The sequence below is a fragment of the Gammaproteobacteria bacterium genome, assembly GCA_009838035.1.
Taxonomy (GTDB): Bacteria; Pseudomonadota; Gammaproteobacteria; order Steroidobacterales; family Foliamicaceae; genus Foliamicus.
Genome location: VXSK01000002.1, coordinates 444,851 through 467,263, shown reverse-complemented (window position 1 = coordinate 467,263; position 22,413 = coordinate 444,851). Strand labels below are relative to the sequence as shown.

22 protein-coding genes and 1 pseudogene are annotated in these 22,413 nt (G+C 63.1%); 17 read left to right on the top strand and 6 right to left on the bottom strand.

The window, feature by feature from the left end; all coding sequences use genetic code 11:
• Positions 1–3 precede the first annotated feature (3 nt).
• The 8 genes from F4Y72_02100 (at position 4) to F4Y72_02065 (ending at position 5,903) form a co-directional block, all read left to right on the top strand.
• Entirely contained in the window at positions 4–1,374 is a 1,371-nt protein-coding gene (locus tag F4Y72_02100; GenBank protein MXZ27078.1) for an energy transducer TonB, read from the top strand.
• A 41-nt stretch (positions 1,375–1,415) separates the two neighbouring features.
• The gene (locus F4Y72_02095; GenBank protein ID MXZ27077.1) at positions 1,416–1,946 is read left to right on the top strand and encodes a MotA/TolQ/ExbB proton channel family protein; all 531 of its coding nucleotides are present in this window, start codon (positions 1,416–1,418) and stop codon (positions 1,944–1,946) included.
• Positions 1,947–1,987: 41 nt separating this feature from the next.
• Positions 1,988–2,398, top strand: coding sequence for a biopolymer transporter ExbD (locus F4Y72_02090; GenBank protein MXZ27076.1), 411 nt, complete (start codon positions 1,988–1,990; stop codon positions 2,396–2,398).
• Between the two features lie 60 nt (positions 2,399–2,458).
• Positions 2,459–2,869: a biopolymer transporter ExbD gene (locus tag F4Y72_02085; protein MXZ27075.1), complete on the top strand. Its 411-nt coding sequence runs from the start codon at positions 2,459–2,461 to the stop codon at positions 2,867–2,869.
• A gap of 87 nt (positions 2,870–2,956) precedes the next feature.
• Complete coding sequence (locus F4Y72_02080) at positions 2,957–3,580, top strand: energy transducer TonB (GenBank protein ID MXZ27074.1); 624 nt, start codon at positions 2,957–2,959, stop codon at positions 3,578–3,580.
• Between the two features lie 15 nt (positions 3,581–3,595).
• Complete coding sequence (locus tag F4Y72_02075; GenBank protein ID MXZ27073.1) at positions 3,596–4,228, top strand: TonB family protein; 633 nt, start codon at positions 3,596–3,598, stop codon at positions 4,226–4,228.
• A 4-nt stretch (positions 4,229–4,232) separates the two neighbouring features.
• On the top strand, positions 4,233–5,549 hold the full coding sequence (locus F4Y72_02070) for a tetratricopeptide repeat protein (protein ID MXZ27072.1): 1,317 nt from the start codon (positions 4,233–4,235) through the stop codon (positions 5,547–5,549).
• Between the two features lie 33 nt (positions 5,550–5,582).
• Positions 5,583–5,903, top strand: coding sequence for a 2Fe-2S iron-sulfur cluster binding domain-containing protein (locus tag F4Y72_02065; GenBank protein ID MXZ27071.1), 321 nt, complete (start codon positions 5,583–5,585; stop codon positions 5,901–5,903).
• A gap of 83 nt (positions 5,904–5,986) precedes the next feature.
• Here the strand turns inward: F4Y72_02065 and F4Y72_02060 are convergent.
• The 5 genes and pseudogenes from F4Y72_02060 to F4Y72_02040 form a co-directional block, all read right to left on the bottom strand.
• Positions 5,987–6,241, bottom strand: a pseudogene (locus F4Y72_02060) (hypothetical protein).
• Between the two features lie 23 nt (positions 6,242–6,264).
• Positions 6,265–7,395 (bottom strand): class I SAM-dependent methyltransferase, encoded by a 1,131-nt coding sequence (locus F4Y72_02055; GenBank protein ID MXZ27070.1) that lies wholly within the window; start codon positions 7,393–7,395, stop codon positions 6,265–6,267.
• Positions 7,396–7,441: 46 nt separating this feature from the next.
• Positions 7,442–8,305 carry a hypothetical protein gene (locus F4Y72_02050; GenBank protein ID MXZ27069.1) on the bottom strand — a complete coding sequence of 288 codons (864 nt, stop codon included), beginning with the start codon at positions 8,303–8,305 and terminating at the stop codon, positions 7,442–7,444.
• Positions 8,302–8,925, bottom strand: a complete 624-nt coding sequence (locus F4Y72_02045) for an isochorismatase family protein (GenBank protein MXZ27068.1) — start codon at positions 8,923–8,925, stop codon at positions 8,302–8,304. The genes F4Y72_02050 and F4Y72_02045 overlap by 4 nt, the downstream gene beginning before the upstream one ends.
• A gap of 4 nt (positions 8,926–8,929) precedes the next feature.
• A complete protein-coding gene (locus F4Y72_02040) occupies positions 8,930–10,132 on the bottom strand; it encodes a CoA transferase (protein MXZ27067.1) in 1,203 nt (400 codons plus the stop codon).
• A gap of 124 nt (positions 10,133–10,256) precedes the next feature.
• Between F4Y72_02040 and F4Y72_02035 the strand changes: the two genes are divergently transcribed.
• The 3 genes from F4Y72_02035 to F4Y72_02025 are packed head-to-tail and all read left to right on the top strand — an operon-like array spanning position 10,257 to position 15,162.
• Entirely contained in the window at positions 10,257–11,183 is a 927-nt protein-coding gene (locus F4Y72_02035; protein ID MXZ27066.1) for a hydroxymethylglutaryl-CoA lyase, read from the top strand.
• A gap of 26 nt (positions 11,184–11,209) precedes the next feature.
• The gene (locus F4Y72_02030) at positions 11,210–13,267 is read left to right on the top strand and encodes a hydantoinase/oxoprolinase family protein (GenBank protein ID MXZ27065.1); all 2,058 of its coding nucleotides are present in this window, start codon (positions 11,210–11,212) and stop codon (positions 13,265–13,267) included.
• Between the two features lie 14 nt (positions 13,268–13,281).
• Entirely contained in the window at positions 13,282–15,162 is a 1,881-nt protein-coding gene (locus F4Y72_02025) for a hydantoinase B/oxoprolinase family protein (protein MXZ27064.1), read from the top strand.
• Between the two features lie 56 nt (positions 15,163–15,218).
• On the opposite strand, the gene F4Y72_02020 is transcribed toward F4Y72_02025, so the two are convergent.
• Complete coding sequence (locus tag F4Y72_02020; protein MXZ27063.1) at positions 15,219–16,013, bottom strand: SDR family oxidoreductase; 795 nt, start codon at positions 16,011–16,013, stop codon at positions 15,219–15,221.
• Here F4Y72_02020 and F4Y72_02015 point away from each other — a divergent pair.
• From F4Y72_02015 to F4Y72_01990, 6 genes are all read left to right on the top strand, one after another.
• Entirely contained in the window at positions 15,888–16,745 is an 858-nt protein-coding gene (locus F4Y72_02015) for a TlpA family protein disulfide reductase (protein MXZ27062.1), read from the top strand. The genes F4Y72_02020 and F4Y72_02015 overlap by 126 nt on opposite strands.
• The gene (locus F4Y72_02010) at positions 16,742–17,659 is read left to right on the top strand and encodes an ABC transporter permease subunit (GenBank protein MXZ27061.1); all 918 of its coding nucleotides are present in this window, start codon (positions 16,742–16,744) and stop codon (positions 17,657–17,659) included. Before F4Y72_02015 ends, F4Y72_02010 begins: the two co-directional genes overlap by 4 nt.
• Positions 17,660–17,749: 90 nt before the next feature.
• On the top strand, positions 17,750–18,268 hold the full coding sequence (locus tag F4Y72_02005; protein ID MXZ27060.1) for a cupin domain-containing protein: 519 nt from the start codon (positions 17,750–17,752) through the stop codon (positions 18,266–18,268).
• Entirely contained in the window at positions 18,214–19,146 is a 933-nt protein-coding gene (locus F4Y72_02000) for a nuclear transport factor 2 family protein (protein MXZ27059.1), read from the top strand. The genes F4Y72_02005 and F4Y72_02000 overlap by 55 nt, the downstream gene beginning before the upstream one ends.
• 32 nt (positions 19,147–19,178) lie before the next feature.
• Positions 19,179–21,068: a propionyl-CoA synthetase gene (locus F4Y72_01995; protein ID MXZ27058.1), complete on the top strand. Its 1,890-nt coding sequence runs from the start codon at positions 19,179–19,181 to the stop codon at positions 21,066–21,068.
• On the top strand, positions 21,065–22,399 hold the full coding sequence (locus tag F4Y72_01990) for an MFS transporter (GenBank protein MXZ27057.1): 1,335 nt from the start codon (positions 21,065–21,067) through the stop codon (positions 22,397–22,399). The genes F4Y72_01995 and F4Y72_01990 overlap by 4 nt, the downstream gene beginning before the upstream one ends.
• The last annotated feature ends 14 nt before the right edge of the window (positions 22,400–22,413 follow it).

Sequence of the window (22,413 nt, the reverse complement as noted above, 5' to 3'; positions counted from 1 at the left end):
ACGATGACAAGAACGATTGCCGGCTCCGTGCTGGGCCTGCTGCTGGCTTTGCCCCTGCAGGCGCAGGAAGCGCTGACACTGGATGAACTGCTGGACCTGGTCGAGCAGGGCGCCGTTCGCGACAACGAGGAAATGCGCGCCCGCGAGGAGCAGTTCCGCCAGGCTCGCGGGGAGCAGCAAAGACTGCTGAACGAGGCGAACGCCGAGAAGTCGGCCGAGGAACGCCGCAGCCAGCGCCTGGAGAACGAGTACGGCGAGAACGAGCGCCGCATCGCGGCGCTGATGCAGACCCGCGACGAGCGGCTGGGCGCGCTCAAGGAACTGTTCGGCGTCACCCAGCAGGTCGCGGGTGATGCGCGTTCCAATTTCGAGAACTCGCTCACGAATGTGCAATACCCGGAAAGATCGGCCTTTCTCACCTCGCTGGCAGAGAAGCTGGGGTCCGGAATCGAACTGCCTTCCATAGAGGAGATGGAACGGTTGTGGTGGGAACTGCAGCGCGAAATGACCGAATCGGCGAAGATCGTGCGGTTCAGTACGGACGTGATCTCTCTGGACGGCCAACGCGAGCCGACAGACGTGGTGCGGGTCGGCCTGTTCAATATCGTGTCCGACGGCAAGTACCTGGCCTATCGGCCGGAAACCGGCAACCTGACCGAGCTCGGCCGCCAGCCGGAGGCCGGCCGCTACACGGGCAGCACGGAAGACCTGCTCGGCGCCGATTCCGGTGACGTGGTGCGCTTCGGACTGGATCCGACGCTGGGCGGCGTGCTCAATTCGCTGGTCGGCCAACCAAACCTGGTGGAGCGCATACAGCAGGGCGCATTGGTGGGCTATCTCATCCTCGCCCTGGGCGTCATTGGCCTTCTGATTTCGCTGGAACGCCTCGTGACTCTATCGCTGGCCAGCCGCAAGGTAACGGCGCAGCTGCGCAGTTCCACGCCATCCGACGACAATGCGCTGGGCCGCGTGCTCGCGGTTTACCACGAGAACAAGGACGTGGACACGGAGACGCTGGAACTCAAGCTGGGCGAGGCCATCTTCAAGGAAACGCCCAAGCTGAACCGCTCGTTGCTGTTCATACAGATCATCTCGGTGGTGGCGCCGCTGATGGGTCTGCTGGGAACCGTTACCGGCATGATCAAGACCTTCCAGGCGATCACGCTGTTCGGCACCGGCGATCCCAAGCTGATGGCGGGCGGCATCTCGCAGGCGCTGGTCACCACCGTACTGGGCCTGAGCGTCGCGATACCGATGGTGTTGCTGCATACCGTGGTGAGCGGACGCAGCCGCCGCATCGTGCAGATCCTGCAGGAGCAGAGCACCGGCATCGTGGCGGAGCATTCCGAAGCCCAGAACAAGGCTCCGGAATAGCCGGGCCGGAACGGAGGAGCGACTGATCGGTTTCGTTGACCATGTTTAGCTGGTTCTACGACGCCTTCGAGGCGATCCGTGACTTCATGGAACTCGGCGGAGACGTCCTGTTCCTGATTGCGCTGACCATCTTCCTTATGTGGATGCTGGTCTTCGAGCGGCTGGTGTTTTACCGGGTCGAGCTCGGCAAGCGGCGCGACGCCATCTACGAGGACTGGGAAGCACGCCACGAACGCCAGTCCTGGGAGGCCCACCAGATCCGCGACCGGATGATCTCGGAGTTCAATATGGCCGTGCGTCGCTCGCTGCCGATCGTACAGACGCTGGTGGCGCTCTGTCCGCTCCTGGGACTGTTGGGCACAGTTACGGGAATGATCGAAGTGTTCGACGTCATGGCCGTTGCCGGCAGCGGCAATCCGCGGTCCATGGCCTCAGGCGTGTCCAAGGCCACCATCCCCACCATGGCGGGCATGGTGGGCGCACTGTCGGGCGTTTTCTGGACGACCTACCTCACCCGGCGCGCCGATCGTGAGGTGGAGGAGCTGGAAGAGCACCTGACGATGGATCACTGAACCCTGGTCCGGACGCACGAAATCAACTGGAGAAAGCACTAATGCGCAGATCCATCATTCAAGCCGCAGGCGAGGAAGCCAAGGCCGAGATCAACCTCACGCCCATGCTGGACGTGGTGTTCATCATGCTGATCTTCTTCATCGTTACAGCCTCCTTCATCAAGGAGGCGGGCATCGACGTGAACCGGCCCGACGCTCCAACCGCACGGATTCAGGAGAAGGCCAACATCCTGGTGGCCATCAGCGCGGGGAACGAGATCTGGATCGACCGGCGACGCGTCGATCCAAGAGCGGTGCGGGCCAACATACAGCGCCTGCACGCGGAGGATCCCAAGCGTACGGTTATTATTCAGACAGACAAGCGGGCGTATACGGAAACGCTGGTCGGCGTCATGGATTCCGCTCGTCAGGCCGGCGTCTTCAACGTATCGATTGCGGCCAGCGATGACTGACGCAGTTTGCGTCAGACGGTCCGCGTCAGATGACCCGCGTCGAAGGCGGCTATAGCATAAATGCGCAAATCCATCATTCAAGCGGCAGGTGAAGACGGCAAGGCCGAGATCAACCTCACGCCCATGCTGGACGTGGTGTTCATCATGCTGATCTTCTTCATCGTTACAGCCTCCTTCATCAAGGAGGCGGGCATCGACGTGAACCGGCCCGACGCTCCAACCGCACGGATTCAGGAGAAGGCCAACATCCTGGTGGCCATCAGCGCGGGGAACGAGATCTGGATCGACCGGCGACGCGTCGATCCAAGAGCGGTGCGGGCCAACATACAGCGCCTGCACGCGGAGGATCCCAAGCGTACGGTTATTATTCAGACAGACAAGCGGGCGTATACGGAAACGCTGGTCGGCGTCATGGATTCCGCTCGTCAGGCCGGCGTTTTTGACGTTTCGATCGCGGCCAGAGATGATTGACGCGATTCGCGTCAGACGACTCGCGTCAGTCGGTTCGCGTAAGACGACTCGCGTCAGCTTGCGCGGAATGGCGTAGGAGGACTAGAAATGGACAAGCAACAGCCACGATTCCATTGGTCAAAGCGCTACGGGCTGGCATTGGCGGTAGGTGGCGTAGCTGCGCTGGCGCTTCTCTGGTTCATGCAATTCCTCATAACCACCGGCGAAGCGGCGCTCACCGAGGACCGCTCGACAGGTTTTGTCGATTTTGTGCGTGTAATTCCTGAGGAACTCCCACCGCCGCCAAAGCCGCCGGACAGGCCGCCGGAATTACAGGAGCCTCCGCCACCTATCACGACAGTTACAGGTGGCGAAGTGACGGGCCCGGCGGTTTTCGTAACGCCGCCACCTACCGTGGTCGATACGGGTACCGGGTCGACGCTGGGCACTCTCGTTTTCGATGGTGACCTCGTGCCGCTGGTGCCTCCCAATCCCATCTATCCGCAATCGGCGTTGAGAAGGGGGCTGGAGGGATATTGCGACCTGGAGTTTTCCATAACTGAACTCGGAACCACAACCGATGTGCGGGTAATCTATTGCACCAGTTCGCTGTTTGAGCGGGCTTCCATAAGGGCCATGCAGAAAGCAAAATACAAGCCGCGCGTGAACGACGGCGTTCCGATAGCGGTATACGGAAGGAGCCAGAGATTGTCCTTCGAGATTGAAAAATAGGGGAAGGAGGAAGACATGGCAGATCAACAGAAGGTCAAGCGCCGGGTAGGGCGCTATTTCGTGGCCTTGGCCATAGGCGGTTTCGCCGCGCTCTCGCTGCTTTGGGTTATGCAGTTCCTGATCGCCACCGGTCAGGCGGCGATCACCGAAGCGCTCGATGCGCGTTTCGTTGACTTTGTGCGGGTCAAGCGCGAGGAGACGGTCGAGCGCAAGCAGGAGAAGCCCGAGCGCCCGCCCGAAGTGGATGAACAGCCCCCCGAGCTTCCACAGCAGGACATGGACAGTTCGGACTTCGATTCGGCCGTTGCAGTGTCGGTCCCGAGCCCGGACATGAATGTGGGCCTGGACGGTGAGTTGGGCGATTTCAGCCTGGCCGAGGGCGACTACCTGCCGATCGTGAAGGTGGCGCCGATGTATCCGCGCCGCGCGCAGTCGAGAGGGCTGGAAGGCCACTGCGACCTGCAGTTCACCGTTACGCCGCTGGGTACTACGGCGGACGTAAGCGTCATCGAGTGCACCAGCTCCCTGTTCGAGCGGGCGTCGGTGCAGGCGCTGCTCAAGTTCAAGTACAAACCACGCGTCGTGAACGGCACCGCCATCGCCGTCCCCGGGCTGCGGCACAGGATTACGTTCCAGATTGAAGACTGACGCAGTGAAGGCCAGGTTCAACGTAATCTTCGCGGGGCTTGTGGGCCTTGCCCTGCTTGTTCCGGCTGGTTTCGCGCCGGCCCAGGAAGGAGAGCAGGACGAGCAGAAGACGAAGCGCAGCGAGGCCATGAGCGAGAGGGTGCACAGGCGTTTTTCCAGGGCGCAGGACGCCATGGAAGCAGAGGACTTTGCCACTGCCGAGGCATTGCTGCGGGAGATCACCGAACTGCGGGGCCTGACGCCCTACGAACGCGCCCAGACCAACAACTTCTACGGCTTCATTCACATCGAGAGGGAAGATTATCCCAGTGCGATTCAGTCCTTCCGCGGCGTCATCGCGATCGGTGGCCCGGACGTGATACCCGAAGGCCTGTACTATGGGACCATACAAACACTGTCGCGACTCTACGCACAGGTCGAGAATTATTCCGAGGCCATCAGGTTCGGTCTCCAGTGGATCGAATCCCAGGAAAGTCCGCAGCCAAACGACTACATCTTCCTGACGCAGGTGTATTTCGCGATGGACGATTGGCAGAACGCCCTGGACTATATCCTTCTGGGGATCGAGGCCGCCCGGAACGCCGGAATGGAAATCGACGAGAACTGGCTGAAATACCAGCTTGCCGCGCATTGGGAATTGGAGCAGTATCCCGAGGCCCTTGAAGTAAGCAAGATCCTACTGACTACCTGGCCAAAGAAGGATTACTGGATTCAGGTTCAGGGTCTTTACGCCACGGTGGAAGATGAGGCCCGGCAATTCTGGACATTCTGGAGCGCTTACGACCAGGGACTTCTGGACCGAAGCAACGAACTCGTGACGATGGCCCAACTCTTCATGCTGCGGGAAGTCCCCTACAAGGCGGCTGTCGTGCTGCAGGAGGGCTTGGACAGCGGCGAAATCGAAGCGACCGCCGTGAATTACCGCTACCTCGCGCAGGCCTGGCAGATGGCGCGGGAGGACCGCAAGGCCCTGGATCCTATGCGCAAGGCCGCCGAGAGCGAGGAGGACGTGGAGGACAAGGGAGAGCTCTACATGCGGCTGGCGGAAACCTATAACGCTTTGAGCGAGTATGACGACTGTGCTTCGTCGGCCCGTCAGGCCCTTCGGGAAGGCGAATTGAAGAGCGAGGGCAGGGCCTATATGCTGCTCGGGCAGTGCCTGTTCGAAAAGGAAGAATTCGACGATGCGGGCGACGCCTTCACCCGCGCGGCGCGCGACAGCGATACGCGCAGAACCGCCACGCAGTGGCAGAACTACCTGAGGAGAGAGGTCAAGCGGCGCAGCGACCTCGAGGCCCGGCTGGCCCAGTACGGCGGCTGATCCGCCAAAAGCGTATTAGGAAGGGGTATTTCAGTGCCCACGGTGCATTTCGTCGATTGCAAGGGGAACCCGCGTGATATCGAGGTTCCCGAAGGCTGCACTCTCATGGAGATTGCGCTGGAAAACGACGTCGAAGGGATCGTGGCGGAATGCGGCGGCTGCTGCGCCTGCGCGACATGCCACAGCTATATCGACGAGGAGTGGGTCGACAAGCTGCCTCCGATCGACGACATGGAAGACGCCATGCTCGATTGCGCGCTCGAGCGCAAGCCCAACAGCCGGCTGACATGCCAGATCCAGATGACGGCCGAACTGGCCGGCCTGAAGCTACGCGCCGCCGATAACGAAGCCTAGAGTTTGCCTTTCTCGAACTGGCTGTGGACTTCGGCCACCGGCGGCATGGCGGCCACCGGCGTCTTTTCTTCCATCTCGTTCTGCACGACCCGCATCACGCGCGCGACGTAGCGCCGGCGCGTGTCTTCGCGCTGGGCTTCGGCCTCCGCATCGGGCAGGAAGTTGTCGATGTCCTCGCGCTTGAACAGGCCGCCCTTCTCGATGAGGCGCTCGACGCTGTCCAGACGGTCGCGCAGCACCGACACCTCGCCGATCAGCGACATCAGGATCCCCAGGAGCCGGTCGGTTGCCGGGTCGGAAAAGTAGCGCGGCCGTTTCCCCCTGGCGGTGCGGCGCAGGCGGGGCGCTTCCTCGCCTGCGCTCATGCGCGAATTCCCGCCAGCGACTTGAAGCTCATTTCGTCCCGGGAGTAGTTGCGCTGGGTGACGTCCAGGTTGGACTTCATGAGTTCCAGTCCCACCTCGTCCGCCGGCCAGCCGCCCTTGACCGCTTCGGCGACCAGGTCGATGTCGGTCATGCAGCGGGCGAAGGACTCGTTGTTGTTGTAGCTCTCCCAGTCGTGCATGAACTGGTCGAACAGCGTGTCGCCGCGCGGGATGTCGAAGTGCAACATCCGGCCGCCGCTGCCAAGCAGCCGGCGGGTCTCGGCGAAGATGCGCGGCAGGGCCTTCTTGGAAGTCTCGTGCAGCATGATGTGCGATACGACCAGGTCGAAGCTGCCGTCCTCGTAGTCGGTGCATTCGGCGTTCTGCTGGCTGAAGTGCACCGCAACGCCCAGCGACTCCGCCCGGGTGTGGGCGTAGCGCAGCATGGGTGCGCCGACATCGATGGCATGGATCTCCGCATCGGGGAATACCTTGCCCCAGGGCAGGGTGCTGTTGCCGGCGCCGCAGCCCATGTCCAGGATGCGTTTCGGCTGGAAATCCGGCCAGATTCCGCGCATGCCGTTGCACAGCATGTGACCCAGGAAATCCCCTTCCGGCCCCCAGGCTCCGGCCATGTACATCTGCAGGCCGGTCTCGTACAGGGCGCCGGCCGTGATGTCGTCGGCAACCTGGTCGGTGTGGTAGCCGCCCGGCTGGATGTGAATGTCGTGCACCGTGTGGTAGCGCGGAATTTCGAGGTCCGGGTTCAGCTCGAGGCTGCCGCCGGCGTTCCCGTGCGTGGCCCGGAAGCGTTCGATCATGTCGGGAAGTTGCCGCTCGACCGTGTCCACCGTGGCGTCCCACATCATTTCCTGACTGCGGCGGGTCATCGCGCTCCACAGCTGGTAATACGGTTCCGACATCATCTTCTTGCGAATTTCGTCGCGATGCTGCGGCGGACGTCCGGTTTCCTTTTCGATGGCCGGCTTGATCTTCTCTTCGTAGAGGGAGAAGTTGCCGGGCATGATCGTGCCGGAGAGATGGGCCCGGAAAGCACGGACGAAGTCCATGCGGGAAGCTTCGTCGTGATTGGCGTCGGGCGTCAGGGCGTGAACGTTTCGAAACATTTGGAATTCCTCCCTCTCAAGGAGCCTGAATGGAGAATAGCACGGCTCAGACGGGCGCGATGAGCTCCACCCACTCGCCTACCGGACCGCGCCAGATGCCGGCCTCGCGGCCGTAATAAGGTGCGCCCGGCTGGTCCTTCAGCGTGTGTTCTCCGAGCGAATCGGAAACGAAGCTGACCATGCTGATCGACGGCGGCAGCCAGCCGTCCCGCTGCGGTCGCGGCTCGGCGGTTTCCGGCATGCTGTCGAGTTCGATCAGGTTGCTTCCGGAAAGGGACATCGTGCTCAGCATGAAGCGGTGATCGTACGGCAGGCCGTAGACCTGTCCCATGACCGTGATTCGCACCGGACGCGGTTCGCCGTAGCTGAGTTCGAAGCGCTCGCCCCAGGCGTCGCCGATCATCTCGACCGAAGGCCCTCCGAGGATCACGATGAAGGTGCGGTCGACGAAATCCACGGCCTCGGGCACGTCGAATTCCGTCCTCCGCTTGAACATGGTGAGGTACAGGAATTCCTTGGCCGGTCCCTGGACCTGCATGGCGCGGATGGCGTCCGTGATGGACAGGTCCGCGGGAGGCCCCAGGATGTGGAAGGGCGTGCCGAGGAGTTGTTTCTCCAGCGCATCGGTGTCCTGCACCATCAGTTCGGCCGCGTTCCAGCCCCAGCATCGATAGGCCGCGTAGCCTTCCGTTTCCGGCTGCTCCACGAACCGGAAATGAAATCCGGTGGTGGTTGCCGGCGCCATGAGCAGGAACTGCGCGCCTTCCACCGCCTCGGCGCCCCAGAATTTCGCCAGCTCCCCCGAAACCCGTCCGCCGCCGGTCGACTGGTAGCCCAGAAGCTCGTAGGCCTCTTCCATCGCGCCCAGGTCGGGCGCGGCGATCGTCACGCAACTGATCGGGCCGATCATAACGATGCCAGGTATCGGCGGGCGTCATCGATGCCGATGACCTCGCCGAATTTCTTGCTGATGTCGAACAGGTTGGCCTCGTGCGGCCGCTCGTCACGGTCGCCGGTGGCCTCGCGAACGACGATCGGAATGTAGCCGTACTGCAGCGCGTCCACTGCCGAGGCGCGTACGCAGCCGCTGGTGGTCAATCCGCAAATCAGCAGCGTATCGACTCCCAGCGAAGACAGCGTGGCCGCCAGGTGCGTGCCGAAGAACGCACTGGGGTATTTCTTGACGATCACCACCTCGCCCTCGGCCGGCTCCAGCCCGTCGCCGAAAGCGCAATAGGGCGACCCCTTCACAAGGTTGGCCAGCGCCGGCACCTTGCGGTAGAACACGCCGCCCTCCACCCCGGCGGCGTCATATTCCACGCAGGTGTGAAAAACGGGTATGCCGGCCTTGCGGCATTCGCCCAGCAGGTTCACCGCCTGGGCCAGTTCTTCCTCCACGCCCGCGTAGAGCGAGCATTCGGGGTCCAGGTAGGCCTGAACGAAGTCGATGATCAGCAGCGCGGGCCTGGCCCCGGGCTGGATCGAGCCGCCGAAACCGGCCTGGCTGTAGTCCTGGTCGAGTTCCACCATGATTTCAGATAATCCCCCGTTCCTTCAGTCCGGCGAGCCTGTCATCGTCGTAGTCGAGCAGGCCCCGGTAGATTTCGTCGTTGTGCTGTCCGATCTCCGGCGCCGGGTTCCGTATCCGCCCGGGCGTCAGCGACAGCTTGGGCGCCACGTTCTGCATCTTCAGATCGCCGAACTTCGGGTGCATGACCGAAACGATCGCATCGCGTGCCTTGAAGTGCGCGTCCTCGAGCATTTCCGGCGCCCGGTAGATCTTGCCGGACGGGACGCCGCTCTCGTCCATCAGCGCCTCCAGCTCGGCGGCGTCCTTGGTCGCGGTCCATTCCGCGATAAGCTCATCGAGTTCCGTCTGCGTCTCGCCACGCGCGGCATGGCTGGAGTAGCGGGGATCGTCGGCCAGTTCCGGCCGCCCCATGGCCGCGCTCAAGCGCCGGAAAACGCTGTCCTGGTTGGCCGCGATCAGGATGTAGGTACCGTCCCTGGTGGGATAGACGTTCGACGGCGCCACACGCGGCAGAATGGACCCGGTGCGCTCGCGGACATAGCCGGCCTGCTGGTATTCGGTGACGAGCGATTCCATCATGTTGAGCACCGCCTCGTAGATCGCGGAATCCACGATCTGCCCTTCGCCCGTGCGCTCGCGGTGATGCAGGGCGGATAGGGCCCCGATGCAGGCGAAGGTGGCCGCGAGCTGGTCGCCTATGCTGATGCCCACGCGGCTTGGCGGAGTGGAGGGATCGCCGGCTACGTAGCGCAATCCGCCCATGGCCTCGCCGATCGCGCCGTAGCCGGCCCGCGAGGAATAGGGGCCGGTCTGCCCATAGCCGGACACGCGTATCAGGATCAGCGCGGGATTGATGTCGTGCAGTTCCTCCCAGGACAGGTTCCAGCGCTCCAGCGTTCCCGGCCGGAAGTTCTCCAGCAGGAAGTCGGCCTGGGCGACCAGTTCCTTGAGGATATCCTGGCCCTCTTTCTCGCGAAGATTCAGCGTGATCGCCTTTTTGTTCCGGGAAATCACCGGCCACCACAGCGACATTCCGTGGGCTTTCTCCTGGCCCCAGTCACGCATCGGATCCGGCCGGTCCGGCGCTTCCACCTTGATCACCTCGGCGCCGAAATCCGCCATCAGTTGCCCGCAGAACGGGCCCGCCAGCAGCGCCCCGAGTTCAATCAGCCTCAGATCGGCCAGCGGGCCGGTCTTGTCCGTCATGTTCGTGGTTCCCCTTATCGTGCGAAAAGCCCGGCCCCGCTTGTTTCCGGGGCCGGGCCATGATGAAGTTTGAACATACATTGTATAGAATACGCTGCCTTGGTTTGAGGGGGACGGCATTTCGATGACTGCCAGCGCGCGTCGTGTTTCGATTGTGGAAGTGGGTCCGCGGGACGGCCTGCAATCCGAGGAAGTGTTGCCGACCGAGGTCAAGCTGGATTTCATTCGCCGCGCGGTGGACGCGGGGATACGCAAGGTGGAGGCAGTCAGTTTCGTCCACCCGAAGCGGGTTCCGCAGATGGCCGATGCCGAAGACGTGGTTCGCGGCGTGCCGAAGCGCGACGATCTGATTCTCATCGGCCTGATCCTGAACCAGCGCGGCTTCGAACGCGCCCGGGATTGCGGCATCGACGAGGTGGGCATGGTCGTGGTGTCCAGCGACACCTATAACCGGCGCAACCAGGGTGTCTCCAGCCTCGAATCCATCGACGCCTGGCTCAAGATTGCGAAGGAAGCGAAGAAGGAAGGGATACGGGCCAATTGCATGGTTTCGTCGGCCTTCGGTTGCCCCTTCGAAGGTGAGGTTCCCCCGGAACGTGTGGTGGAGTACGCCGAACGAGTGGCCGAGGGCGACCCGGTGGAACTGGGGATCGCCGATTCCATCGGCGTGGCCGTGCCGGCGCAGATCACGGACGTTCTCGGGCGTATTTCCGAACGTCTGCCCGGCCTGCCGATCCGGGTGCACCTGCACAATACGCGCAACACCGGGCTGGCCAACGCCCAGGCGGCGCTGGATGCCGGCGTGGCGTCCATCGACGCCAGCATCGGCGGGATAGGCGGTTGCCCCTTTGCGCCGCTGGCGACCGGCAACATTCCGACCGACGACCTGCTTTACCTTCTGTCGAGGTCGGGAGTGGAGACCGGCGTGTCGTTGAAGAAGATCATCGAAACCAGTGGCTGGCTGCGCGAGCAGCTCGGCCACGGCGATTTGCCTGCGATGCTGCCACGCGCGGGAATATTCCCGGACGTGGCCATGGGCGCGCAGGCCTGAACTGAAATACACACGGGAGAAACAGCATGAGCTTTCGCTTGGGCGTGGATGTGGGCGGTACTTTTACCGACCTGCTCCTGGTTAACGAGCAGTCGGGGGAGATGTACACCGCAAAAGTCCCCAGCACGCCGGAGGATTCGTCGATCGGCGTGTCCAACGGCATCGACCGGGTTTGCGGCGACGCGGACGTGGATCCCGGGGACATCACTCATGTCATGCATGGGACCACGGTCGCTACCAATACCATCCTCACGGGGACGGGCGCGAAGGTAGGGCTGGTTACGACCAAAGGCTACCGGCAGGTACTGCAGATTGCCCGTTCCTTCGTGCCGGGCGGCTTGGGCGGATGGGTGATCTACAACAAGAGCCTGCCGATCGCGCCGCTGGCGCTGACCATCGAAGCGGACGAGCGCGTGGGCGCCGACGGATCGGTGGTGCACGAACTCAACGTCGGGTCCCTGGAGGCGGAACTGCAGAAGCTGGCCGGGAAGGGCGTGGAAGCGCTGACCGTGTCGCTGATCAACTCCTTCGCCAACCCGGCGCACGAGCAGCAGGTCCGTGAGGTCGCCGAACGCGTTCTCCCCGGCGTTCCGGTGTCGCTGTCATCGGAAGTCGTTCCGGAGATGCAGGAATACGAGCGCACGATCACCACGGTCGCCAACTCCTATGTGCGCCCGAAGGTGGCGACCTACGTACGCAACCTCGAGCAGCAGCTCAACGACACGATGAGCGGTGTGCAACTGCACGTGCTGCGCTCCGACGGCGGTCTGGCCTCCGCGGACGCGGCCGAGGCCGTCCCGGTCAACCTGCTGATGAGCGGCCCGGCCGGCGGCGTTTCCGGCGCCATCTGGATTGCCTCGCAGGCCGATCACAACAACCTGCTGACCTTCGACATGGGCGGCACGTCCACCGACGTGGCGCTCGTGCAGGACGGTCAGGCGCAATTGAGGCGCGAGACCACCGTGGGGGACGTGACCGTGCGCGCTTCATCGGTGGACGTGCGCACCGTGGGCGCCGGGGGCGGTTCCATCGCCCACGTTCCGGAGCTCACCGGCGCGCTGCGCGTCGGACCGCAGAGCGCCGGCGCCGATCCGGGACCGGCGGCCTACGCCAAGGGTGGCGAGGAGCCGACGGTTACCGACGCCAACGTGGTGCTCGGCTACCTGCCGGCGGAGGTGCGACTTGGCGGCGACATGAAGCTGGACCGCGGCGCGGCCGAAGCCGCCGTGCAGAAGATCGCCGACGCCCTGGGGCTTTCGCTGATGGAGGCGGCCTCGGGCATCGTAAGCCTGGTGAACGAGAACATGTACGGCGCCCTGAGGCTGGTATCGGTGGAGCAGGGCCACGACCCGCGCGAATTCGCGCTGATCGCCTTCGGCGGAGCCGGCCCCTTGCACGCCAACGCGCTGGGCAGGCTCATGAGTTCCTGGCCGGTCATCATTCCTCCGGGGCCTGGCGTGCTGTGCGCCTACGGCGACGCCACCACGCGGGTGCGCAACGAAGCCTCGCGAACCTTCATCCGGCGATTCGGGCGCACCAAGGCCGAAGAAGCGGCGGATATTTTCGCGGACCTTGCCGAGCAGGCTTCACAGGCACTGGACGAGGAGGGCATTCCGCGCAGTGACCAGACCCTGAGCTACCAGGCGGACATCCGCTACCACGGACAGGGTTTGCTGCTGACCGTCGATTTCGAACTGGACGACTTGCGGCAGCAGGGCCTGGATGTGATCGGAGACAGATTCGATCAGATGCATGAGCAACTTTTCACCTTCGCACTTCCCGAAGACAAGGAGCTCGTCAATCTGCGTGCCGTATCCGAGGGCAAGCCCACGGTGGTGCGCGCATTACGGGTTGCCCAGGGCGACGCCAGCCCTGCAGCCGCCGAAATGGTCACGCACGAAATCTACGTCGATGGCGGCATGCAGGAAGCCATGCTGTATGACCGCTCCAAACTGAAGGCCGGCAACGTGATAAACGGCCCGGCCATCGTTCTGGAGATGGACTCGACCACGCTGATTCTCCCTGCTCACGAGGGGCAGGTGGACGAATACGGCAACATCCTGATTACGCCTTCAGATTCCTGAACGGGAGTTAGACAATGCCTGCACAAATCATAGAAAGCCGCCCACGCCCCTATAACCGCGTGGAGCTGGATCCCATTACGCTGGACATCATCGAAAACGCGATGCTCAACGCCCGCTGGGAGATGGACGCGGTGCTGTTCCGCACCGCCATGTCGCCCGGCATCCGCGAGCAGCACGACGAGTTCCCCATGATCGCCAACCTGGAAGGCAAGATGGTCGTGGGGCAGTTCGGCAGTTTCATTCACGGCTTCAAGGAGGCCTACGACGGGACGATCGAGGAAGGCGACATGTTCCTCACCACGGACCCCTATGCCTGTAACGGGGCCGTGAGCCACGCCAACGACTGGCTGCTGCTGCGGCCGATCTACAAGGACGGGCGCCTGATCGCCTACGCGTCGATGTTCGGACACATGACCGACATCGGCGGCAAGGTGCCCGGCAGCCTGCCCACCGACGCCCGGCAGATCTTCGAGGAGGGCATTCGTGTGCCTCCGGTCAAGATCTACAAGAATGACGAACTGCAGGAAGATGTCCTGCGCCTGATACTTCACAATTGCCGGCTGCCGCACTGGAACCGCAGCGACTTCAACGCCATCGTGGCCGCCATCCGCACCGCGGAGAAGCGCGTGCTGGAGATGGCGGAGCGATTCGGCGACGACGTCTACTACTCCGCGCTGGAAGAACTGCTTGACCGTAACAAGCGTGCCATGGGCACGCTCATCAACATGACGGTGCCGGAGACGAAGCAGTATTTCGAGGACTTCATCTGCGACGACGGGCTGGGCATGGGGCCGTACAAGATCAAGTGCGCGATGTGGCGTGAGGGCGAGAAGGTGATCTTCGACTTCGAGGGCACCGATCCCCAATCCATCAGCTCGGTGAACTTCTACCTGAACGAGGAAATGTTCAAGATGTTCGCCGGCGTGTACATGATCATGGTTTTCGATCCACAGATCATGTTCAACGACGGGTTCTATGATCTGATGGAGGTGCGCATTCCCGAGGGGACCTTGCTCAAGCCCAGGTTCCCGGCGGCGCTGTCATGCCGCACCCACGCCCTGGGACGCATTTTCGACATCCTGGGCGGGCTGCTGGGGCAGGGCAACCCGGATTTCTTGTGTGCGGCCGGCTTTTCCGACAGCCCGCACTTCATGTATTCCGGCTACCGGCGCGCCGACGGCGAGTGGTACCAGCTCTACCAGATCGGCTTCGGCGGGATTCCCGGCAAGCCCTTCGGCGACGGCCCCGACGGCCATTCGCTGTGGCCGAGCTTCACCAACGTGCCGAACGAATTCCTGGAGAGCTACTTCCCATTGCGCATCGACGTCTACGAGACCCTGGCGGACAGCGGCGGTCCCGGCCTGCACCGCGGCGGCAACGCATTGCGGGTGGGTTACCGGTTCCTGGAACCGGGCGAGATCTCGATCCATGACGACCGCTGGCTCACCTATCCCTGGGGAGTGAATGGCGGCCTGCCCGGACAGCGCAGCCGCAAGATCCTGCACCGCACGGACGGCAGCGAGGAATTGCTGCAGTCGAAATGCGACCGGATCAAGGTGGAGCCGGGCGACCTGCTGTACTTCGACACCTGGGGGGGCGGCGGCTGGGGCGACCCGCTCAAGCGTCCCGCCGAGCAGGTGGGCTTCGATGTCGCTGCCGGCCTGGTTAGTGTGGATGGCGCGCGCCGCTACGGTGTGGTCTGCAATGAGGACGGCGAGGTGGACGACGGCGCGACTGAGAAACTGCGTTCGGACATGGCCACCGAGCGTGGCGACACTCTGCTGTTCGATTTCGGCGGAACCACGGAGGAACTGAAGGCCCGCTGCGAAGAGGAGACCGGTCTGCCGGCCCCCGCCGCGCCCGAATTCCAGAACTGGTTCGGTTCCGCCGCGTAAGCAAAGCCGAGTACATCCACTTGGCGAGGGCGTCCCGCCCTCGAAGCCTGCTGCCGTTAATCCGGCTGCAGGCTTTCGAGTTGCCGGTTCAAATCTATCGCTGCGCCGCCTTCGTCGGCGTTACGGGCGACGAAGGTTTTTCCCATGGCGGCTTCGTTGTTCAATACGGCGACCGTGACGGTAGCCAGGTCTTCGCGTTCCATCAAGCGCCGGCCTGAACCGCCCTGTTCGAGGACGATGGGCTTTTCCCCTCCGGGATTGTCGCGGAGGCCCGGACCGCGCACGATCGTATAGGGAAGGCCGGATTCGCGGAGGTAGTCCTCGGCGCGTCCTTTCCATACCAGGACATTGCCGAATCTCTCGTTCAGCGGCGAGTCCGGGTTCCCCGCGCTGGCCGCCGAGATCATCACGTAGTGCTTCACGCCGATTTTCCCGGCGACGTCAATGAGATAACGGGTGCCGATCCAATCGACCTGCTCCGGATCGTTCGGTCCTTGCGCCTGGGTTGCCCCATGCGCCGTCACAATGAAGTCCACGTCCCTCACGACCGCGTCCACGCTTTCCCTTGAGGTCAGGTCCATCTGCCGCCAGGCGAAGTCGCCTCCCACCGGTTCCGCCGCCCTTTCGGGACTGCGGCTAGTGGGCACAACCTCGTACCCCTGCTCTTCGAGCATGGCGATGATGAAGCGGCCGGTGCCGCCCGAGGCGCCAACCACGAGCACCTTATGGCTTTCCTGCGCCAACACCGGAGTCGCCAGAATCAGGCCAAGGGCCATCGACAGGATTTGCCGCCTTGCTACGTTGCTGTTCATTGGAGATTCCATTGCGCGCCACCTGCGCCATTCTGCCATCAGCAAAGGCTGCTATCGGCGCCCCAGGATACACACCTGCAGTCTTTGCACAGTACGCTTAAACTCCTGATTATGCGCCGCAGAGAAATCTGGATCCTGGGGCTCCTGGTTTTTGGGGTGGCTACCGTCGCGCTTCATTCATACGTGAAATCCAGCTACGCACTAACGGTTGGGTCGGTCGCGCGTATGGGCAATATCGCAGTGGGCGAACCGGCGTCCGACTTTTCCTTGCTCGACATTAATGGAAGGCGCGTCGAGTTGTCGCAGTTCCGCGACCGGAAAGTGGTCGTGCTCCAGTTCTGGACGAGTTGGTGCTCAACCTGCGATGAGAGTCTCGAACAATTTCAAAGTCTGAACCACTGGCTCAGCGATCGCGGCATTGAATTCCTGGCCGTCAACGTGGGCGAGAACCCGCAAACGGTTCGAGAGAAGATTGATGATCTGTCAGAAAAGACCGAACGCAGGTTTAAGGAGCCGGTGCCGTGGGTCCCGTTCAGTTTCGGTGTGCTGACCGATCCGGCCGCCGAAGTCAGGACACGTTTCCGTTTGCCCGGGGTGCCGGTGCTGGCGATAGTCGGAATGGATGGCCGAATCGAGCATATTGAATCCGGCTACCCGCCCCGAGGCCGACTCCGGTGGCGGAACCGTTCCAATCGTCTTGAGCGCGTGTCCGACAAACTGAAGAGCTTGACCACGCCGGCGGAAGATCCCGGCGGCAGGCGGAATCCATGAGCGCGGTCTTCGAGATAGCCCGGGAAAGCCTTGTGAGCCTTTTGCAGCGGCGGGGGTTGAGGGGCTTCATGCTGTTCTGCACGATTCTGACCATGGTGCTCGGCCTGGCCGCCGCCGCAGCACGCATTTACGTCGAGGACGCGTTGGACGCGGTTGCCCAGTACGAGTCGCAGCAGGACGAGTCGCAGCAGACAGAGGAGGCCGGCGAAGTCGACGTCTACGAGCAAGCCGGCTACAACAGGTCACTCGCGCGCTTTGGTGCGAATGTCATCGTCTGGTACGTCGGCGTATCGGTGTTCCTCGGCATTCTCGCGACTCTCTACCTCGGCGCCACCGGGGTCCGCCGCGATATGGGTTCGGGGACGGCCAGGCAAGCAGTCTCCGGATCCGTGACGCGGGGGGAGTACCTTCTTGGGAAATACCTGGCCGCAATGACCGTGATAACAGGCTTCTGGCTGATCCTGGGCACCGAATTGGCCTTGTTTATGAGTTTGCTCCAGGAGGAAGGCACACCTGCTCATTGGCATTTTGAAATCGTCTATCTGCTTAGCCTGGGTCTGCTTTCCGGTTCCATGGCCTTCATGCTTTCCCTGTACATGCCGCCTTTTCTTGCCGGGTTACTGGCGCTTATTGCGGATGGAGAGCTGTTCAGGGAGTCTCTCGGTGAAAGCAACCCGTTCTACTACCTGCATTTCGTGTTGCCCGATTCGGGTTTGTTCGATGTGAGTCAATTGAGCAATATTGCTGCGTACACCGATGGGGTTGGTGTATTTTTTCGGATCCTTTATACGCTGAACTTTGCGGCCATTCTGTTCCTTGTAGCTCTATTGCGCTTTCACTTCGCGGACCTGAAACGCTATGAACAGGATGAAGAATGGCTCGCCGGTCTCAAGCAGGAAACCGATCCGCGCTAAAGGCCTGTCGTACCGGCGGAGCAGCGGAGATCTTCGGCTCATCGCCAGCCGCAGTATGATGCACTTTCGGTCGCGGGAACGGGGTGAGGGATGAACGAACGGCACAATGAGCCCTGGTGGGCGGTGATCGGACCCGAGGAGGGCGAGTCCCTTTGGCAGCCGCTGCCTTCACGGGGCTATGTGGACCTCAAGCTAACGCCCGAGAACACGCCCTACGACGGCTTTACGTCGGGCACGCAGTTGCTGCCTCCGGGCTGTCATATCCGCGAGCACGGCCACCGGCGCAACCACGAGCTGATCTTCGTCCACAAGGGCAAGGGGCGGGTGGAGATCGAGGGAAACGAGTATCCGATCACGGAAGGATCGACCGTGCTGTTCGGCAGGTATGCGCGCCACATACTTGAGAATACCGGCGACATAGATATGGAGTTGTTCTGGGTGTTTCTGCCGCCCGGCCTGGAGCACTGGTTTCGCGGAATCGGCCGCAAGCGCCGGCCGGGCGAACCGATGCCCGAAGCGTTCCCACGCCCCGAGGGCGTGGAGGAATTGATGGAATGGATGCGGTTCGTGCCGCCCGCCAACCGCAACACAGACGGGGAGAAACAATAGTGATGAAGTATTTCGGAGGTAGCGCGGCCATCCCGCTGCTGACAATGCTCGTCGCGGCCTGCGCCGGACCGCCTTCGAGTAACGCGGTATACGACCGGGCGGCCGCCAGGGATGAGATCTGGACGAAGGAGCAGGCGATTTTCGAGGGCAGGAGCCGCGGCGACCTGGGGGTCTACGTGGGCTTAACGGCTGGCGATTACATGGGCTGGCCACCGGGCTCGCCGGACCCGCTCGGGGTCGAGCAGTTGCGTGAGGGCGCCGAGCAGATGCGCGGCAAGGACCAGGAGGAGATCGCCATGGAGTTCGGCGACATCACTTTTTCCGGCAACACCGCGGTGATCTACTACAGCACGCACAAGACACGCCTGCCCGATGGAGAAACGGTAGACCAGACGGCGGACATTGCCCATGTCTGGGTCCGGGAGGCAGGCGAATGGAAACTGCTCGGCGCCCTGGGACGCTACACGTCACCGGGCTACGACCGGGAGCAAGCCAAGGCGGAGATCTGGGAAAAGGAGCAGGCCATCTACGCAGCCCGCGGACAGGGTGACCTTCAGTATTACGTCGATAACGCTTCGGAGCATTATTTGGGTTGGCCTCCGGGCTGGCAAAAGCCGTCGGGGATTGACCAGTTGCGGGCCGGGGTCGAGCAGATGCGTGGAATCGATCAGGAAGAACTCACCCTGGAGTTCGGCAACATTGCGTTCTCCGGAAATACGGCAGTGATTTACTACCGCACCCATCGGACCCGCATGCCGGGCGGGGAGCCGGTGGACCAGCATTTCGAGATCACGCACATCTGGGCGTTCGAGTCCGGCGAATGGAGACTCTTGGGCGCCATGGGGCGGACCAGGGCGCCAGTCTCAGGGACTAATTGACGCCTATCGCGTCGCAGGGAGCGTAAACGCGTATGTCCTATGACAGCGTTCGGCAGCAATGGCTGGCCGGCCCGGAGGAATTCTGGGCCGAGGCGGCGGAAGGCATTGACTGGACCGTCAGGTGGGGGGAGGTCCTCGACCGCGGTTCGCCGTCCGGGCGATGGTTTCCCGGCGCTGAACTGAACACCTGTTACAACGCGCTGGACCGGCATGCGGATTCCCCGGCGGCGCACAGCACGGCGCTCATTTACGACAGCGCCATGACCGGCGCGATCCGCAGGTTTACGTATGCCGAACTTCGCGACCGCGTGGCGCAACTGGCCGGTGCGATCCAGGAGGCCGGACTTTCCCGCGGCGACCGCGCGCTGATCTATATGCCGATGATTCCCGAAGCGGTCATGGCCATGCTGGCCTGCGCCCGGCTTGGGGTCGTTCACTCGGTAGTCTTCGGAGGATTCGCCGCCCGGGAACTGGCGACCCGGATTACACAGGCGCGCCCGAAACTGATCCTCACGGCCAGTTGCGGCCTGGAGCCCAATCGCATCGTCGAGTACAAACCTCTGCTGGATGGCGCCCTGGCCCAGTCCGCGCATCGTCCGGAGCTTGTCGTTCTCCTGCAACGGCCGGAACTCGAAGCGGAGCTGAAAGGCAAAGGCGAAGTGGAATGGACGGACTTCGTGCGGGATGCCGGGGCCGCCGATTGTGTTCCCGTCAACGCGACCGATCCCCTATACATCCTCTATACCTCGGGCACTACCGGGCAACCGAAGGGCATCGTGCGCGACAACGGCGGGCATGCCGTGGCGCTGCACTGGTCGATGAGGGCGCTGTACGGCATATCGGCCGGCGACGTGTTCTGGGCGGCCTCCGACATAGGCTGGGTGGTCGGTCACTCGTACATCGTCTACGGGCCGCTGCTGGCCGGCGCCACTTCCGTGCTGTACGAAGGCAAGCCGGTCGGCACGCCGGATGCGGGCGCGTTCTGGCGGGTCGTCAGCCAGCATGGAGTCAACGCGTTGTTTACGGCGCCGACCGCGATCCGCGCGATCAAGCGGGAAGATCCCGAACTTGCCCACGCCGGGCAGCACGACCTTGGCTCGCTTCGGGCGCTGTTCCTGGCGGGAGAAAGATGCGACCCGGATACCCTGGAGTGGTCCGGCAAGGTGCTCGGAATTCCAGTCATCGACCACTGGTGGCAGACCGAGACCGGCTGGGCGGTTGCCGGCAACCTGCTGGGTGAGGGACTGTTCGAGGTGAAGGCCGGATCCGCCGGCAGGGCGCTTCCGGGTTGGGACGTGCGGGTGCTGGACGAGAACGGCGCCGAAGTGCCGGCCGGAGAAACGGGATCCATCGTTTGCCGCCTGCCGTTGCCGCCGGGCGCATTGCCGACACTGTGGCAGGCCGACGACCGCTTTCGGGAAACATACCTGAGCGATTTCGACGGCTGCTATACCACCGGCGACGCCGGCTATATGGATGCCGAGGGCTATCTCTACGTCATGACCCGGACCGACGACGTCATCAACGTGGCCGGCCACCGCCTTTCGACCGGCGCGCTCGAGGAAGTGCTGGCGATGCACCCGGACGTGGCCGAATGCGCCGTGACCGGTATTGCCGATGCCTTGAAAGGGCAGGTTCCGCTGGGATTTTTGTGCCTGAAGTCCGGGATCGAACGGGCGGAAAGCGAGATCGTGAGTGAGTGCGTCTCACTGGTCCGCGAGCACATCGGACCCGTCGCCGCGTTCCGCAAGGCCCTGGTCGTGGACCGATTGCCGAAGACGCGCTCGGGCAAGGTCCTGCGCGGGGTGCTGGCGAAGATCGCCGACGGCGCGGAGTATGCGTTTCCGGCCACCATCGATGACCCCGCCATCCTGGGAGAAATCGAATCCAGCCTGCAGAGCGCCGGAATCCGCGCCGAATGAACACCCGCGAGGGCAGGCTTTCCGGGGAAGGCTACGGCTGGTACGTGGTTTTCGTGCTGTGCGTGTGCGGCGTGGTGGCTTTCATCGACCGGCAGATCATCAACCTGCTGGTGGAGTACATCAAGGCCGATTTGGCGGTCAGCGACACCCAGATCAGCCTCCTGCAGGGCTTTGCCTTCGCGGTCTTCTACGCGCTCGTGGCGATTCCGTTGGGGCGAATCGCCGACAGCACCAACCGGCGCCTGCTGATTACCGTCGGCATCTGCGCCTGGACGATGGCCGCCATTTGCTGCGGTCTGGCGCAGACCTACGCCCAGCTTTTCTTTGCCCGGATGATGGTGGGTGTGGGCGAGGCGGTGCTGACGCCTGCCGGCTTCTCCCTGCTGGCCGACTTCTTCAGGCCCAGGCGGCTGGCGCGGCCCGTCAGCGTCTTTACCGCGTCCAGCTTCTTCGGTTCGGGCATCGCGCTGATGGTGGGCGGATACATCGTCAATGCGATCCAGGCCGCCGACGGAATCTCGCTGCCGTTCTTCGGACCGTTGCGCCTGTGGCAGGCCGTGTTCATCATTGGCGCATTGCCCGGCATTCCGGCCGCCATCTGGTTTTTCCTGTCGGTTCGTGAGCCGCCCCGGCGAAGCGCGCCTTCCAGCCTGCAAAGTTCCCTGGAATACCGGCGCGGCTTTCTGGAGGCCATGCGCTATGTCGGCAACAACCGCCGCCTGTTCCTGGCGATCTACGCGGGCATTTCGTTCCTGGCCGCGGCCCAGTTCGCGCTGGGCGCCTGGATTCCGGCGTACTTCATTCGCATCCATGGCTGGTCGGCGGGAGACATCGGCTACGCCCAGGGCTTCGTTTTCCTCGTATGCGCCACGATAGGCGTCGTGGGGGGCGGTTGGCTTACCGACGCCATGCAGGCGCGCGGCCATCGCGACGCCAATCTCAAGACCTCCACGTTCGGCGGGCTGCTGGCAATGCCATTTGCCGTGGCGATCCCCCTTGCATCCGATCCGATGGTTGCCGTCGCGTTGCTCGCCCCGGCCGTGATGTTCGGCGCCATACCGTTCGGCGGCGGCGTCGCGGCGCTTCCGATGGTCTCGCCCCCTCAGTTCCGCGCCCAGCTCGTCGCGTTTTACCTGCTGGTTGCGAACATTCTGGGTCAGGCGGGCGGGCCCTGGCTGGTCGCGCAGTTCACCGACCGGGTATTTGCCGATGACGCAGCCGTGGGATGGTCGCTGATGATCTCGGTGCCGCTGCTCCTGGCGATCGGCAGCCTGCTCACGCTGTCCGGATGGCGGCCGTTGCGCGCGCAATTGGCCGATGCATCGGCCTAGCGCCGGATATTGCA